The following is a 16021-nucleotide window of genomic DNA, read 5'->3' as shown; positions in this document are numbered from 1 at the left end:
TGAGCTTGCGAAGCCCAACAATCACTGTGCAATATCATGTTGGGCTTCGTATACTCAGTTTTGTAGATGGGCAAAGGAGGTACGACGTGCCCATCATGTTTTCGTTGATGGGCACGGATGAAGCCCTTTGCCCATCCTTGTGTTTATTTTGCTGCAACTACTTAGCTGTCTGAGTAGTTGCCAAGTATCAAACCTTATTTAAGATAAGTTCTAAAACAAGTTTACTGCCAAAGTAAGCCAATAATAGACAGATAAAACCATACAAAGTCCAGCGTATAGCTGTTTTTCCTCGCCAGCCGTAAAGTTGTCTGCCTATTAGCAAACTGCTAAAAATAACCCAGGCGACTATGGATAAAATAGTCTTATGGACCAAATGCTGAGCAAATAGGTCTTCTATAAAAATAAACCCACTGAGCAAAGAAACGCTTAAAAACAACAGCCCGGTACTGATCATTTGAAATAATAGCGATTCCATAGCCTGCAATGGAGGGAATGACAGCATTAAACGGCCCGGGTTATGACTTTTCAGTTGCTTGTTTTGTAGGGCTAGTATTAATGCCTGGAAGGCGGCAATGGTCAGTAAGCTAAAGGCAATGATTGAGCTAAGAATATGCATTTTCATCGCTAACGAGTAATGTTGACCTATTGTTGCAGTACTGGGAAAAATATAGTCCAGAGCCAGCATTAAAGCGGCGACAGGAAATAATGCGATACCCAGTTTTTCTACCGGTTTACCAAAAGAGGCAAATAATAGTATGAAAGCGATAATCAGGGAAATAATCGAAGCGGTATGAAAAAAACTAAAGTCCAGTCCCTGTTTTGACCAGGTGAGTAGGGAAATCGATGTTAGGTGAGCAAGCGAAGCAAGCCATGCAATAGACAGCGCTATTTTTTTATAGCGATTTTCTTTGATATCCTTAATTAACAGGATACTACTGGCAAAATATAAACAAAATGCCGTACCTTCAAGTAATAATAAGTTCATAGGGAATAATTTACACTTTAAGAGTAAAAGTTACGGGCCCATCATTAGTAAGCGAGACTTGCATATTTGCACCAAATTGTCCGATCTGAGTTTCAGGGTAATGCTCTAAAGCATAACTAACTAAATAATTAAATAACTGCTCACCTTTTTCGCGAGTGGCGGCGGGTGTGAAACTCGGGCGGTTACCTGAATTAGTATCTGCAGCCAGTGTAAATTGTGGCACTAGTAATAAACCACCCTGAATACTTTGTAGGCTCAGATTCATACGCTGCTCGGAATCAGGAAATATACGATAATTCATAACCCGTTCAAATAAGCGCTGTGCTGATTTTTCAGAATCAGCCTTTTCTATAGCGACTAAAGCCAAAATGCCGGTTTCTATTTTACCGACTAGCTGATTTTCAATACTCACTTGAGCCTGAGTAACGCGTTGAATAATTGTAATCATTTCATTGCATTTGGTAGGGCGTGGCTTTAGCCCGCCTATTAATGTCGGCGGGCTAAAGCCACGCCCTACAGGGCAGTTAACCCAGTAAATTTTCTAATGCCATCATAATAATAAAACCTATCATCAGGGCGAATGTCGCAAAGCGAGAGCGTCCATTGGAGTGAGTTTCAGGGATGATTTCTTCCGAGATAACAAATATCATTGCACCCGCTGCAAAGCCCATAGCAAAAGGCAGCAGCGGTGAGAAAATTGAAACCATGGTAATACCTAATAAACCACCGACGGGTTCCACCAGTCCTGTCAGCGTAGCAATGCCCACGGCTTTCAACTTATTATAACCCAAGGCTACCAAAGGCAGAGCGACAGCCAGTCCTTCTGGAATGTTTTGTAAGGCAATTGCAATGGCTAAAACAATACCATTATGCATATCACCGGTACCGAAACTAACGCCTACTGACATGCCTTCCGGAAAATTATGAATGGTAATAGCAAATATAAATAGCCAGATTTTTTGTAAAGATTCTGAGTGCTCATTCAGGTCATCTTTAAAATGTATATGCGGTAATTTTTTATCCGCAAAATGCAAAAAAAATGCACCGAATAGCATACCGGCGGCAACCACCCAAAGGCCTTTATCGGGCCACAATTCATTGCCATATTCAATGCCGGGAACCAGCAGTGAAAAGGCTGCCGCCGCAAGCATCACACCAGCAGCACCGCCAAGTAAGCCGTTATAGACACTATTGGGAACCTTTTTAAAAAGAGCTGCCGGTAAAGCACCTACTCCAGTGGCTAATCCTGCTAAAATGCTGGCTAAAAAGCCGATCACGGCAACTTTACCAAAGAACAGATAAAGGCTTCCAAAAATGATGATTTGTGAGGCTATAAAGAGTACTGCAAAAGCTATCCAGCGCTCATTTTTAGGGAGAGCTTGTAATTTTTGATAATACACAGATGAATTTAATTGAGACTGGCATTTATCAACGATAGAATTAAAATCTAAAGCGCTCATTATTTCCTCAGTGTGGTTGAATATTGACTTATAGAGTATAACATTATCAATACTATTCAAATCAATTAAACATGTGTCAATCACCTATTAAACAAAGCATCAGCAAATGTTAATAATAAGCAAGAACTGGCATTTATACCTTTTGTTATTGTTTAGCCAACTTGGTTTTGCAGGTGAAATTTACAAATGGACTGATATAAAAGGTCGGTTACATTATTCTGATACTAAACACGTTAATGCTACTGAACTCAAACTTATTCAGGACTTTAGCTTTTATCAAGTTAAAAAAGTCTATGATGGCGACACGGTTTTATTAAACGATGGGCGAAAAATACGCCTCTTAGGTATAAATACGCCTGAAGTAGAACATTCAAATCAAGCAGCACAGGCAGGGGGAGGAGTTGCCAGGCAAAGGTTGCAGCAGCAATTAGTGAATGCCCGGGTTAGACTGGAATTTGATCAGCAAAAACAAGACAAATATAAACGTCATCTAGCTCATGTGTTTACTGAGCAGGGAGTACATCTTAATCTTCAGTTAGTTCGCTTGGGTTATGCAGCCACAAGCACATACCCGCCTAATTTAAAATATCTGCCTGAACTACTTGCGGCACAACAAATAGCTGAAACTAAGCGACTTGGCATCTGGCAATATAGTGAATATGCGCCCAAACTTAGCAATGAATTAAACAAAAATAACAAGCAGGGTTGGCAACGCATAATCGGACGTGTGCTACGTATAAAAAAAACGCCTAAAAGTTGTTATTTAAAAATGACCGGTAACTTTGATGTGCGTATCAAAATTGAGCACAAGCAGTACTTTGCTGATTTAGTATCTTTAATCGGTAAAAAAATTGAAGTCAGAGGTTGGGTGAAAAAATATAAAAATGGGTATTCTATGTTAGTAAAACATCCCTCCGCGATGAAAATATTAGATTGAGTTGTAAGTACCCAGGCATAATTAATCTAACATTTTACTTGTCTTTTTTCTCATTTCCAGCGTTGCATAAAGAGTTGCGTAGCCAGCTATGCGCCTATTTATGCGCCTTGAAAATGAAAAAAAATCCTGCGTAAAATTTGTTAAATTAATTATGCCTGGGTACTTATACAGCCATCCAGTAAAGACGATATCAACAAATGATTAAAGAGCTACTCAGTGCCTGCACTATTGCTCTGACATTTATCGCGTTTTTTCCTTATATACGCTCAATCCGGCAAGGACAACCCGGCCGCATGCATTTTCCTGGGTGATATGGAGTTGCTGTACTTTTATTGTTTTTCTCGCCCAGCTTGATGATAAAGCAGGGGTAGGTGCATGGCCGATCGGTGTTTCCGGAATTATTACGGTTTATGTCGCACTATTGGCTTATGTGAAAAAGACAGATAATATGATTAGTAGTATTGACTGGCTGTTTTTTATATTGGCACTCAGTTCAATTCCCTTATGGTATGTCACCTCTGACCCAGTATTTTCTGTCATAATACTGACCGTAATAGATTTATTGGGTTTTGCGCCCACTTTTAGAAAAGCATATAGTCGACCCTTTGAGGAACAACTAACGTTTTTTGTGTTGATGGCTGTACGTAATCTTATTGCTATTGCAGCACTAGAGAACTATACCCTCACCACTGTTTTATTTCCTGCACTGAGCGCTTTTGCCTGTCTGATTTTTATTATGATGGTGAGTGTTAGACGGCGTGTCGTGAAAATTCAATAAGTGTTTTGATAATCTGTCTGTTAATTGAGCAACACATTCCCTTATTAGAAGAAATTTCAGGTCACTGGAAAGCAGATATTGCTCAAGACTACCAGGGCTATAAACATCATGTTTACCGCATGGTGCATTGCTGTTTTGCTTTACATCGGTGCAGTGAAGAAGAACGTGAAAAAATCATTATTGCCGGGTGCTTTCATGATCTTGGCTTATGGACAGAACATACGGTTGATTACCTTCCGCCCTCGGTACTTTTAGCTAGAGCATATTTAGAGGGAAACAATTTGCAACAGTGGACTACTGAAATTGGATTGATGATAGATATGCATCACAAAATTACCCAGTATAAGGATGACCAGTATCCATTGGTTGAGATATTCCGCAGGGCTGATCTTGCAGATTTTTCCCTCGGACTTATTAAAGGCGGAGTCTCAGGCGATACTATTAATGAAGTTAAAGCCGCGTTCCCCAATGCAGGTTTCCATAAATTGTTGCTTAAAGAACAAGGTAAGTGGTTAGTTAAGCACCCGTTAAATCCTTTTCCAATTTTGAAATTTTAGGGTAAGCAATTCATTTATCTTCAGGAGCAAGAGTCTATGTCAGAAAAACCTTTCGCATCGGGGCAGTGTTTATGTGGAAAAATCAGCTATACCATTTCTGCACCGCCACGGGTTATGAGTCAATGTCACTGCGATGACTGTCGTAAAGCCACCGGGACGGGCCATGCATCGAATGCATTTTTTAAACGCAACCAGGTACATATCAAGGGTGCACCAAGAAGTTATGCATCAACCGCTGATAGTGGGTCGCCAGTAACGCGTTACTTTTGTCCTGATTGCGGAACGCCTCTGTTTGGTGAACTTGGCAGTTTAAAAAATGTGCTAGCTGTCGCTGTGGGCTCTATGGATGATAGTTCATGGTTCAAACCGACGGCTATCGTTTATCACAAAAGTAAACCCGACTGGGATTTTATGGATAATAGCATTGCGGTTTACGAGGCAATGCCACCGACTGTTATAAAAAGTGAGAACTAAACAACCACCCGCTGAAAGACGGGTGGGTTTGAAAGCTTGGCGACTGAAAGTCGGGATACAGGGCGAATAGCCCTGTTATTTAGGCTCACCCTATTCTGTTTTAAAATTATCAAATGTAGCCTGTATGAAGCTTGGGTAATACAGCAATAGCAGTGCACTGACTTTCCCGTATTCCGCATGCTCCATACGGGCTACACAAAGTTTCGGGTATAATTATTGTTGATTCCTAAGGATAACATTTGAGATAAATCTGTTCGCCTGAAAGGCGAAGGTTTTAACCTTACGAATGGAAAATAAAGTTACCTCTACACATTGTTCTATTAATTAAAAACTTGAGTCAGAAATATGCAAGTGCTAGAAAACACCCTGAATGAAATCAGCTCCTATATCTGGGGGCCTGTGATGTTGACCTTATTACTAGGCATTGGAATTTACCTAACGATAGGCTTAAAATTTTTTACTTTTCGTAATCTGCTAACAGCTATGATGATACTCTGGCGCGGCAGAAAGTCTGATCAAGCAGGTGATATTACGCCATTTCAGGCATTAATGACGGCATTATCAGCAACCATAGGTACAGGTAATATTGCAGGGGTGGCAACTGCAATAGCTTTAGGTGGTCCCGGAGCTGTATTCTGGATGTGGCTAACGGCTTTATTCGGCATGGCTACTAAATACGCTGAAGCAGTGCTAGCTGTCAAGTATCGAGAGGTAGATGATCAGGGCCGGCATGTCGGCGGTCCGATGTATTATATTAAAAATGGCCTGAAAGGAAAATATAACTGGCTGGCGACTGCGTTTGCTTTTTTCGGTGCTCTTGCGGCATTTGGCATAGGTAATATGGTGCAGGCAAACTCAGTGGCAGATGCTGTCGAAACCTTGTTCCAGGTACCGACATTCTATACCGCTATTGTTTTAACATTGCTCAGTGCAGTAGTTATACTGGGCGGTATCCGCCGAATAGCTGAGGTTGCATCAGGGCTGGTTCCGATTATGGCCATTAGTTATATTACTGCTGCATTATGGGTCATTGTTACGCATTATGAACAAATCCCTCAAGCTCTGGGGTTAATTGTTAGCAGTGCCTTTACTGAAACTGCTGCAGTAGGTGGCTTTGCCGGCGCGGCAGTTTGGGCGGCAATACGATTTGGTGTGGCACGCGGGGTATTTTCTAATGAAGCGGGTCTTGGAAGTGCACCGATTGCACATGCCGCTGCTAAAACGAATGATCCCATACGGCAGGGTATGATTGCCATGTTAGGCACTTTTATTGACACCATTTTAATCTGTACCATGACGGCATTAGTTATTATTATGAGTGGAGCCTGGTCTAGCGGTGAAAATGGTGCGGCTCTCTCGACTCTCGCATTTGAAATCGGCTTACCTGGCATAGGCAGTTATGTTGTGGTTTTGGGGCTAGTGATCTTTGCCTTTACGACTATTTTAGGTTGGAGCTATTATGGTGAGCGTTGTGCTGAATTTTTATTTGGTACTAAAGTTATCTGGCCTTATCGTTTGTTATGGTTATGCGCGATTCCAGTCGGTGCCATGGGAAAACTGACGCTGGTCTGGCTATTTGCAGATATCTTAAATGGTATGATGGCTATTCCCAATCTAGTGGCTTTGGCCTTATTAAGCCCGGTCATATTTCGCATGACTCGCCAATATCTACGCCCACGTTAAAAGACTGCGTATTATTCCAAGCCCCCTCTCAAAGCTTGTTGTTTTTTAAAAAAATAGTAGGCTATACCATTATCTTTATAATGGGTAGGGAGAGTTAACGTGGGAGAAAAAATTACTTTTTGACTGACTCAAAACAGCCATGAGCAGGCATTCATCAAAATAAAATGAAACCGTATATCATCCAACTGGGGAGATATACGGTTAGTTTCTGATGAAATATGCCAGTTTTCTGCCTAGAATGCAGTTAACAAGGGTGATATACTGAAACCATATAACCACTTGTTGCGTCTGCGCCGCTCCACTTCACTTTGTTCCGTTACGCGGCACAGACGCAACGGCTCGCGGATAAAAATCCGCGAGCCGTTACCGGGCGCGCCGCAAGGCGCGAGGCGCGCCCGGTAACGCGAAGCTCAGTAGAACTGTCCAAAACTACCGATTATCGAAAATCCGATAACCAGAAGTTCCAGACAGATATTTTTGAGATGATAAAGCTATCTCAAAAATACTCCTGAGCTTCGCGTTAGGCTCTCAAGGAAACAATGCATAAAATATAAATACCAACTAGTATTGTAGAAAATTCCATAAATAGGGCGTTAGTGCAACCAGCCACTTCAAGAAGTAATTTTTTTCATGAAGTACGCTCTGCATTCAAAAAAAATATGGAAGAAATTTTTATAAATAGTGGGTTAATGGTGAATTCTACTGGGACGCTTGGCTATACAAATTATATAAAAAATGGAGTGCAACAACGATGGAATTCGGATGTGATTATAAAATACACAGGCTGGAATAACGATATAAAACAAGAGTTATATTTTGATTTTTGTGCTAAATATGGTCATGATGATTACAGCTTGAAAGCCATAAATTATATAGATAGAACATCTACATCTACACCAGCTCTATCTTCATTATCTGGTGTATTTTCAATTGGCAATATATTAATTCTAGTGGAAAATAAAGATTGTGAAGTTGAATTGTCACTAGAGGATGGCATTCACTCAACTGGTTATTCCTATCACATCACCAAAAGGAAAAAGAAGTCATATTTATGTTTGCTTGGTATTTGGTTTGAGCCAAAACTTATTAGTTCAATTATCAGCAGTAAACTATCCAAGCATCAAGAAACGCAAGATGAATTTGATGAAATCAGGCTTGGCAATATTTCTTATCCTATGTTACGGGCACCTCGGGGGTCGGGTCTTTGATTTATGGATTCTTAACAATACTGCCTGAGGCTTAGTCATAAACCAAAGACCCCTTGCGTTCCTTTTTACGTCAAGTGATGTAGGCGTTATATTTACTCAAAGTATTCGCAATAGGGAAAGGTAAAATAGGAAATTGACGTAATGTATATATTTTGATACATTTGGTTGTATGGAAAAAGAAAAGCCAATTTATTGGATCGGATCAAGCCTTAAAGATTTACTCACTTTACCTGATGAGGTAAAAAGAGAAGCTGGGTATCAACTTCACCGAGTTCAAAATGGACTTGAACCTGAAAATTGGAAGCCTTTTCAAGAAATCGGTTCTGGCGTTAAAGAAATTCGTATTTATGATCAGGATGGGGCTTTTAGAGTTATGTATGTAGCAAAATTTTCAGAGAAAATTTATGTTCTTCATGCTTTTCAACAGAAGAGTCAAAAAACGAATCAAAATGAAATTAATATTGCTAAAACTCGATACAAAGCAATACAGAATGAGACTAAATGATGAATAGTATTGATACCTCTATTGTCCATATTACCACTGAAAATGGGAATATCTTTAAAGACTTGGGCTTTGCCCCTGAAGAAGCGAGTAAGCTAAAAATTAAAGCTCAACTAATGTGTCAAATTAGTGAATGGATAAAAGAAAAACAACTTAAACAAGTAGACGCATCTAATATATTGCATGTTACACGCCCTAGAATATCCGATATTATGAGAGGGAAATCTGGAAAATTCAGTATTGATGCCCTAGTTGATATGTTAGAAAGAGCAGGAAAGCATGTTACTGTTCAAGTTAGTTAAATTTAAACAATCTAACAAAAAATGAACCTCGAACAGCGTTGTCCGGCACTATTAAAAGCAGATTGTACGGCATCTTGAATAGAAAGCGCACGCACGAATCTCGGGGTCACGAAATCTCAAATCTCGCAAACACAAATCTCGGGGTCTTTGATTTAGGCTATGTCACCGTTAAGTGTTGAAAATGTTTCTGATGCCGTTAGAAAGCTTCATTCTTTTGGCTTTGGGTAGCTTTTCATCACACTCATAGGTTATTGAAAAAGTATATCTTTTTAAAAATCCACACTTAACGGTGACATAGCCTTGATTTATGATTCTTAACAATATCACTGCCTGAGGCGTAGTCATAAACCAAAGACCCCTTGCGGTTGCGTTCTTGACCCCCCTGCGTTCTTCGGTAAATTCCTCAGTATTCATATTACTCTACTTTTTATCCAGACTCACTATGTTCATATACGACAGTTGGGCTACCAAATAAAGGCAATAAGTGTTTAGTTTAATAGAGGCAAAAAAGAGGGTTTTACCAGCAGCTTATAAAATTGATTAAATTAGCCTCTAAAGGCTCTCATTTTTTTATAGATACAGTATAATAGCCCACTGAGTTTTGCTTTTTTGAATAGTGATATGGAGAATGTTAATGTTAAAAAGATTAGCTGTTTTAGTGGGGTTGCTTATGTTAAGTCAAGTTGCCCTGGCAGAAATTAAAATAGGAGTGGTCAATATCCCTTTGTTAATGGCAAATGCCCCTCAAGCTGCTGATGCCAAAAAACGTCTGGAAAAAGAGTTTTCTCCTAAAGATAAGCAGTTAGTTGCTCAACAAAAGAAGATTAAAAGTCTGGAAGAAAGGTTAGCTAGAGATGGCATGACTATGACAGACACTAAAAAGAGAGATCTAGAGCGTGATATTATCGCCGTTCGCAGAGATGCACAACGCGCTCAGCAAGAATTTAAAGAAGACTTCAGTATTCGCCGCAATGAAGAGTTAGGTAAAATGCAAAATAGAATCATTGAAGCGGTTAAGGCACTAGCCGAAGAAGGTGACTACGATTTGCTGTTAACTGAAGGCGTGATTCATGCTAGTGATAAAGTCGATGTAACCGATAAGGTACAGGCTAAACTTGCAAAAATGCCTTAACCGGCTTAAATCTCATATTTAAAGAGTGCAAGCTGCCCGATTAAAAGCTTGCATTGTTTAGCGCAATAAAAACACGAAAACATAAATAATAGCTTCAAGTAATCGATAAAGCAAGAGTACATGATTGCCATCAATAATATATGTTTAGAGTCATAATTTAGTTAAGTTGAAAAGGTTGTTAAATTGGAAACAGTACTTGATATAAAACAGATACAAGAGTTTTTACCCCATAGGTATCCCTTTTTATTGATTGATAAAGTCGTTGAATGTGAGCCGGGTGTACGCATTTTAGGGGTTAAGAATGTCACCTATAATGAGCCTATTTTTCAGGGTCATTTCCCGCATATGGCGATTTTTCCTGGCGTATTAATTCTTGAAGCTTTGGCACAGGCTACTGGCTTGCTTGCTTCAGAAACCTCCCCTGATGAACTGGGTCATGGCATGACTTATTTCCTGACCGGAATTGATAAAGCAAGGTTCAAGCGCCCAGTGGTACCCGGCGATCAAATGATGTTAGAAGCTGTTTTTGAAAGAAGCAAACGTAATATCTGGTCGTTTAACTGTACGGCTTCGGTAGACGGCGAGTTTGTTGCCAGTGCTAATATCCGCTGTGCAGCAGTTGGTGATAAGCTTGATTGATGCAAAAGCAATAGTAGATCTCAAAGCTGAGATTGCAGATGATGTCCAGATAGGACCTTTTTCTGTTATTGGCGCTGAGGTTACTATTGATTCGGGGACTGTTATTGGTCCTCATGTGGTTATAAAAGGTCCGGTAAATATAGGTAAGGAAAACCATATCTATCAATTTACCTCGATCGCGGAAGATCCCCAGGATAAAAAATATGCGGACGAAAAAACCAGTTTAACGATTGGTGATAGAAATGTTATCCGCGAATTTGCGACCTTGCATAGAGGAACACTGCAAGATCATGCTGAAACGCGTATAGGTAATGACAACCTGTTTATGGCTTATACCCATGTTGCTCATGATTGTTTGATTGGTGATAATGTCATTATGGCAAATGGCGCATCGCTGGCTGGGCATGTACATGTATCTGATAACGCTATACTAGGTGGCTTTACCTTAGTACATCAATTTACCCAAATTGGTACTTTTAGCTTCTCGGCCATGGGTAGTGCTATTACTCAAGATGTTCCTCCGTACGTTATGGTTGGTGGTCGCCCGACCAGACCCCATGGAATTAACTCCGTGGGTATGGAACGTTCGGGCAGCAGCCCTGAAGCAACCCGATTGATACGTAAAGCTTATAAAATCCTGTATAAAAACAATCTTCGCCTGGAAGATGCGATTGAAGAAATGGAAGATCTGGCAGGTGAGTGTGATGAAATTTCTAATATGGTCAGCTTTTTGCGCAATGTAACTCGCGGTATTTTGCGCTGAGTCATACACCTTGAGCGCAACGCAGAATATTATTGCCGGTGTGGATGAAGTAGGGCGTGGCTGTATAGTTGGCCCGGTTATAGCCGCAGCTGTCATATTAGATCCAGCATGCGTTATCCCAGGACTGACCGATTCAAAAAAATTATCTGCCAAAAAACGCGAATGCCTGGCTGATAGTATAAAACAACACGCTATCGCCTGGTCTATCGGTAGGGCTGAACCCAGTGAAATTGACCAGATCAATATTCTGCAAGCTTCATTATTAGCCATGCAGCGTGCTGTTAAATCTTTATCTGTACAACCTGACTGGCTCAAAGTAGACGGTAATCAATACCCTGATATTGAATGCCCCGGTGAAACAATTATTCAGGGTGACCTTTTAGTTGCAGAAATATCTGCGGCATCTATTATTGCTAAAGTTTATCGAGACCAGGAAATGCTAGTATTAGATGCGCTTTATCCCGGTTATGAATTTGCCAGGCATAAAGGTTATCCGACAAAATTACATAAAGAAAAATTATCTATACTGGGTGTTACTCAGCAGCACCGCCGCTCATTTTCCCCTGTAAAGCAAATGCTAAGTACGGAGGCATAATTATTTTAACATTTTTGTGTTTACCTGGGAATGATGGGTTTCGCTACGCGCTCTTGCGAGTCACGGCAAACCTAGAAAACCGATGCTACTTTTTACTCATCGACAGAAATGTTAAATTAATTGTAACTACTTAGCGTATCTAAGTAGTTACAAAAATAGATTGTATATTTCCAGCCAGGCACCAGAGAAGCAGTTATTTGATAATAAATATCATGATAGAACAAGCGTTTTGTAGGATGGGCAAAGGAGGTACGACGTGCCCATCATGTTTTCGTTGATGGGCACGGATGAAGCCCTTTGCCCATCCTACAGTGTTTATTTTGCTGTAACTACTCAGGTTGTTTGAGTCGTTACAATTAATTTTACGTAGTTACTTATAGCCATTCCATTTATCCATTGAAGTATATATTATCAATACTCTCTTGTTAGTCTATGCAACCTGAATTTATCCATTTACGCTTACATTCTGAATATTCTTTAGTAGATGGTCTTGTCAAAATCAAACCACTGATTAATGAATTAGCTGATAGGGGCATGCCGGCGGTTGCCATAACCGACCAATCCAATCTGTTTTCCCTGGTTAAATTCTATCGTGCAGCACTAGCAAAGGGAATTAAACCTATTGTCGGTGCAGATGTTAATATCTTTAACCCTGATGCAGCATCACAACCTTTTCAGCTGACTTTGTTAGCTAAAAATAATGCAGGCTATCTGGCTTTGACTGAGTTAATTTCCAGAGCTTATCAGCATGGCCAGCATCTTGGTATTCCCATGCTGCAACGTGAATGGCTGGAACAAAACAATAATGGACTAATTGCATTGTCAGGCGGGATGGACGGCGATATAGGTCAGGCCTTATTAGCCGATGATCCGCAACAGGCAAAAAAACATGCTCTCTACTGGAGCCAGATTTTTGCTCAGAACTTTTACCTGGAATTACAACGTATTGGTAAAAGCAATGAAGAAAATTATCTAGCCAAAGCTGTTGCCTTAGCAACAGAACTAGACTTGCCGGTAGTCGCAACTAATAATGTGCGCTTTTTAAAAACCGAAAGTTTTGGCGCGCATGAAGTACGCGTGTGCATTAATCAGGGACGAGTCATTGATGATAACCGCCGCCCTAAAGATTACACCGAACAACAATATCTACGTAGTAGCGCAGAGATGCAGGAATTGTTTGCCGATATTCCTGAAGCATTAGCCAATACCGTTGCCATCGCTAAACGCTGTAATATTCAGTTAACGCTGGGTAAAAACTTTTTGCCGGATTTCCCCGTGCCTGAAGGCATGTCTCTGGATGAATTCTTTATTGATGAATCAAAGAAAGGTCTGGATGCACGCCTGGAAAAGTATCCGGCTGTGGGGCAGGGCACTGTTGAAGAAAACCGTAAGGCCTATGATGATCGCTTAAAAATGGAACTGGATATCATCGTACAGATGGGTTTTCCAGGCTATTTTATGATTGTTGCCGACTTTATTCAGTGGGCAAAAGATAATGCCATTCCTGTTGGACCTGGGCGTGGATCGGGGGCCGGATCGCTGGTTGCCTATGTGCTTAATATCACCGATTTAGACCCGATTGAGTTCGATTTGTTATTTGAGCGTTTCTTAAACCCGGAGCGCGTATCTATGCCCGATTTCGATGTTGATTTCTGTATGGATCGACGTGATGAAGTCATAGACTATGTCGCACGCAATTATGGACGGGATAAGGTTTCGCAAATTATCACCTACGGTTCGATGACTGCAAAAGCGGTTATTCGTGATGTTGGGCGTGTATTAGGCCATCCCTATGGCTTTGTCGATAGGCTCTCTAAATTAGTGCCGTTTGAAATTGGCATAACATTAAGCAAGGCGCTTGATGATGTTGCTGAGTTTAAAGAATTATATGATACCGATGATGAAGTAAAAAGTCTGATGGATATGGCTCTTTCATTGGAAGGTACTGCCAGAAATGCAGGGAAACATGCGGGTGGTGTGGTTATTGCACCCACAAAATTAACTGATTTTTCACCTTTGTATTGTGAGCAGGGCGGTGGAAATTTAGTCACGCAATTCGATAAAGATGATGTTGAAGCCGTTGGCTTAGTCAAATTTGACTTTTTGGGCTTACGTACCTTAACCATTATTGATTGGGCGCTGCAGACGATCAATAAGAAACGGGCAAAAGAAAATAAACCGCTCGTCGATATTACCCAGATTCCGCGTGACGACGCTGCCTCTTATGAATTGTTAAAGTGTGCAGCAACCACAGCGGTGTTTCAGCTTGAATCTCGTGGTATGAAGGAATTGATTAAAAAGCTTAAACCCGATTGTTTTGACGATATTATTGCGCTGGTTGCTCTGTTTCGCCCCGGGCCTTTAGAGTCAGGCATGGTTGATGATTATATTAATGTAAAGCATGGTGCAAAAGCTGAATATGCACATCCTATCCTGATACCTGTATTAGAGCCTACTAATGGGGTTATTCTGTATCAGGAACAGGTTATGCAAATTGCTCGGGAAATGGGGGGTTATACCTTGGGTGGAGCCGACTTATTGCGCCGCGCCATGGGTAAGAAAAAAGTCGAAGAAATGGCACAACAACGGGCTATTTTTACTCAAGGGGCTATTGCTAACGGCATCGATGAAGAAATAGCCACTTATGTATTCGATTTAATGGAGAAATTTGCCGGCTATGGTTTTAATAAATCACATTCGGCTGCTTATGCTCTGGTTGCCTATCAAACAGCCTGGTTAAAAGCTCATTATCCGGCTGCATTTATGGCCGCAGTATTATCTTCGGATATGGATAATACTGATAAAATCGTTATTCTAGTTGCTGAATGTCAGGACATGAAATTACCCGTCAGTCCGCCAAATATCAATATTTCTAACTATCGATTTACGGTAAATTCAGCAGGAGAGATTGTCTACGGAATAGGTGCAATTAAAGGCGTTGGTGAGGCAGCAATTGAGGATTTACTCAGTGAAAGAGAAGCTAACGGTCCCTTTGATGGCTTATATGATTTATGTAAACGCGTAGATTTGCGTAAGGTTAACCGCCGTGTTTTTGAAGCCCTTATCCGTGGCGGCGCGTTTGATACTTTTAATGATAATCGTGCTAGCCATATGGCAGAATTACCTACTGCAATAAAAGTCGCAGAGCGTCATGTCAAGATGGCTGAAGTGGGACAGAATGACTTGTTTGGCCTGGCAGTGAATGCAGAAAGCCAGGATGATGAGGTAAAGGACTATGCTGATAATGTCGCCGTGTGGTCTGAAAAAGAACGCCTTGCCTTTGAGAAATTAGCATTGGGTCTATTTTTAACAGGTCACCCGATAGATCAATACTGGCCGGAATTACAGAATATTGTGCATGGTAGCATAGCTAAAACCATGGCTACTGTAGAAAATAGCAGAGGCAAAATAGATGTGCGCTTGGCTGGCTTATTAATCGGCATGCGCACCCGATTAGATAGAAAAGGTCGTAATATGGGCTTCGCGACTCTGGATGATAAAAGTGCGCGTGTTGATGTGGCAATCTATAGTGAAACTTTCGAGTTATATAAAGACCTGCTATCAACGGATGAAGTACTCGTCGTCGAAGGTTCGGCACGTATTGATGGATATTCCGGGATGTTAAGTATTACCGCTGAAAAGTTATATAGTATGGATCAGGCAAGAGAAAGCTTTGCACGTTGTTTAATGCTGGATTGGGATAGCGATAAAACGGCTGAAATATCAGCTGACTTTTTACACCGTTTACAGGAAACTCTGCAGCCATTTTCAGGGGGACAGTGTATGTTAGTTATAAACTATCTATCCGCGCAGGCCAAAGTAAGCATACAATTAGGCGATGAATGGCGTGTACACCCAACAGATGAATTAATATTGCGGTTACAGAGAATGCTAAATCAGGACAATGCAACTTGCATCAAATATCGTTAAGTAAACAGCCCTGGCACCTCCATTTTTAAACATAACTGGAGCATTCTTGTTTACAATAAAACTAGTTAACCGGCAG

Annotated in this window: 16 protein-coding genes; 13 read left to right on the top strand and 3 right to left on the bottom strand. The window is 40.8% G+C overall.

Annotated features, from left to right (window positions below; all coding sequences use genetic code 11):
- Positions 1-187: 187 nt before the first annotated feature.
- The 3 genes from ACQY3F_RS08070 to ACQY3F_RS08060 all read right to left on the bottom strand — a co-directional run bounded on the left by ACQY3F_RS08070 (position 188) and on the right by ACQY3F_RS08060 (position 2445).
- Positions 188-985: a cytochrome C assembly family protein gene (locus tag ACQY3F_RS08070; protein ID WP_428354352.1), complete on the bottom strand. Its 798-nt coding sequence runs from the start codon at positions 983-985 to the stop codon at positions 188-190.
- A 10-nt stretch (positions 986-995) separates the two neighbouring features.
- Positions 996-1433 (bottom strand): D-aminoacyl-tRNA deacylase, encoded by a 438-nt coding sequence (gene dtd / locus ACQY3F_RS08065; protein WP_428354351.1) that lies wholly within the window; start codon positions 1431-1433, stop codon positions 996-998.
- Positions 1434-1509: 76 nt separating this feature from the next.
- A complete protein-coding gene (locus ACQY3F_RS08060; RefSeq protein WP_428354350.1) occupies positions 1510-2445 on the bottom strand; it encodes a ZIP family metal transporter in 936 nt (311 codons plus the stop codon).
- Positions 2446-2551: 106 nt separating this feature from the next.
- Here ACQY3F_RS08060 and ACQY3F_RS08055 point away from each other — a divergent pair, with 106 nt between their 5' ends.
- The 13 genes from ACQY3F_RS08055 to dnaE all read left to right on the top strand — a co-directional run bounded on the left by ACQY3F_RS08055 (position 2552) and on the right by dnaE (position 15945).
- Positions 2552-3382: a thermonuclease family protein gene (locus ACQY3F_RS08055; protein WP_428354349.1), complete on the top strand. Its 831-nt coding sequence runs from the start codon at positions 2552-2554 to the stop codon at positions 3380-3382.
- Positions 3383-3689: 307 nt separating this feature from the next.
- Positions 3690-4160 carry a hypothetical protein gene (locus ACQY3F_RS08050; protein WP_428354348.1) on the top strand — a complete coding sequence of 157 codons (471 nt, stop codon included), beginning with the start codon at positions 3690-3692 and terminating at the stop codon, positions 4158-4160.
- A 5-nt stretch (positions 4161-4165) separates the two neighbouring features.
- Positions 4166-4717: a hypothetical protein gene (locus ACQY3F_RS08045; protein WP_428354347.1), complete on the top strand. Its 552-nt coding sequence runs from the start codon at positions 4166-4168 to the stop codon at positions 4715-4717.
- A gap of 36 nt (positions 4718-4753) precedes the next feature.
- Complete coding sequence (locus ACQY3F_RS08040; RefSeq protein WP_428354346.1) at positions 4754-5191, top strand: GFA family protein; 438 nt, start codon at positions 4754-4756, stop codon at positions 5189-5191.
- A gap of 345 nt (positions 5192-5536) precedes the next feature.
- The gene (locus ACQY3F_RS08035) at positions 5537-6874 is read left to right on the top strand and encodes an alanine/glycine:cation symporter family protein (RefSeq protein WP_428354345.1); all 1338 of its coding nucleotides are present in this window, start codon (positions 5537-5539) and stop codon (positions 6872-6874) included.
- A gap of 596 nt (positions 6875-7470) precedes the next feature.
- Positions 7471-8082: a hypothetical protein gene (locus ACQY3F_RS08030; RefSeq protein ID WP_428354344.1), complete on the top strand. Its 612-nt coding sequence runs from the start codon at positions 7471-7473 to the stop codon at positions 8080-8082.
- A gap of 169 nt (positions 8083-8251) precedes the next feature.
- Positions 8252-8587, top strand: a complete 336-nt coding sequence (locus ACQY3F_RS08025) for a type II toxin-antitoxin system RelE/ParE family toxin (RefSeq protein WP_428354343.1) — start codon at positions 8252-8254, stop codon at positions 8585-8587.
- A complete protein-coding gene (locus ACQY3F_RS08020; protein WP_428354342.1) occupies positions 8584-8886 on the top strand; it encodes a helix-turn-helix domain-containing protein in 303 nt (100 codons plus the stop codon). Before ACQY3F_RS08025 ends, ACQY3F_RS08020 begins: the two co-directional genes overlap by 4 nt.
- A gap of 634 nt (positions 8887-9520) precedes the next feature.
- On the top strand, positions 9521-10018 hold the full coding sequence (locus ACQY3F_RS08015) for an OmpH family outer membrane protein (RefSeq protein WP_428354341.1): 498 nt from the start codon (positions 9521-9523) through the stop codon (positions 10016-10018).
- 183 nt (positions 10019-10201) lie between these two features.
- Positions 10202-10657 (top strand): 3-hydroxyacyl-ACP dehydratase FabZ, encoded by a 456-nt coding sequence (fabZ, locus tag ACQY3F_RS08010; protein WP_428354340.1) that lies wholly within the window; start codon positions 10202-10204, stop codon positions 10655-10657.
- Positions 10650-11420, top strand: a complete 771-nt coding sequence (lpxA, locus tag ACQY3F_RS08005; protein ID WP_428357638.1) for an acyl-ACP--UDP-N-acetylglucosamine O-acyltransferase — start codon at positions 10650-10652, stop codon at positions 11418-11420. The genes fabZ and lpxA overlap by 8 nt, the downstream gene beginning before the upstream one ends.
- Positions 11421-11430: 10 nt before the next feature.
- Positions 11431-12015 (top strand): ribonuclease HII, encoded by a 585-nt coding sequence (rnhB, locus tag ACQY3F_RS08000; RefSeq protein WP_428354339.1) that lies wholly within the window; start codon positions 11431-11433, stop codon positions 12013-12015.
- Between the two features lie 432 nt (positions 12016-12447).
- Complete coding sequence (gene dnaE / locus ACQY3F_RS07995; RefSeq protein ID WP_428354338.1) at positions 12448-15945, top strand: DNA polymerase III subunit alpha; 3498 nt, start codon at positions 12448-12450, stop codon at positions 15943-15945.
- Positions 15946-16021 lie beyond the last annotated feature (76 nt).

It is taken from the genome of Methyloprofundus sp. (assembly GCF_965251085.1).
In the GTDB taxonomy this organism is placed as follows: domain Bacteria; phylum Pseudomonadota; class Gammaproteobacteria; order Methylococcales; family Methylomonadaceae; genus Methyloprofundus.
This window is presented reverse-complemented; position numbering and strand designations above follow the sequence as displayed.

What these genes read in the sequence shown, in the direction of transcription:
- ACQY3F_RS08070 (WP_428354352.1), bottom strand. Translation starts at nt 985, where the DNA reads ATGAACTTATTATTACTTGAAGGTACGGCATTTTGTTTATATTTTGCC.
- ACQY3F_RS08060 (WP_428354350.1), bottom strand. Translation starts at nt 2,445, where the DNA reads ATGAGCGCTTTAGATTTTAATTCTATCGTTGATAAATGCCAGTCTCAA.
- ACQY3F_RS08015 (WP_428354341.1), top strand. Translation starts at nt 9,521, where the DNA reads ATGTTAAAAAGATTAGCTGTTTTAGTGGGGTTGCTTATGTTAAGTCAA.
- dtd (WP_428354351.1), bottom strand. Translation starts at nt 1,433, where the DNA reads ATGATTACAATTATTCAACGCGTTACTCAGGCTCAAGTGAGTATTGAA.
- ACQY3F_RS08040 (WP_428354346.1), top strand. Translation starts at nt 4,754, where the DNA reads ATGTCAGAAAAACCTTTCGCATCGGGGCAGTGTTTATGTGGAAAAATC.
- ACQY3F_RS08020 (WP_428354342.1), top strand. Translation starts at nt 8,584, where the DNA reads ATGATGAATAGTATTGATACCTCTATTGTCCATATTACCACTGAAAAT.
- ACQY3F_RS08055 (WP_428354349.1), top strand. Translation starts at nt 2,552, where the DNA reads ATGTTAATAATAAGCAAGAACTGGCATTTATACCTTTTGTTATTGTTT.
- dnaE (WP_428354338.1), top strand. Translation starts at nt 12,448, where the DNA reads ATGCAACCTGAATTTATCCATTTACGCTTACATTCTGAATATTCTTTA.
- ACQY3F_RS08025 (WP_428354343.1), top strand. Translation starts at nt 8,252, where the DNA reads ATGGAAAAAGAAAAGCCAATTTATTGGATCGGATCAAGCCTTAAAGAT.
- ACQY3F_RS08035 (WP_428354345.1), top strand. Translation starts at nt 5,537, where the DNA reads ATGCAAGTGCTAGAAAACACCCTGAATGAAATCAGCTCCTATATCTGG.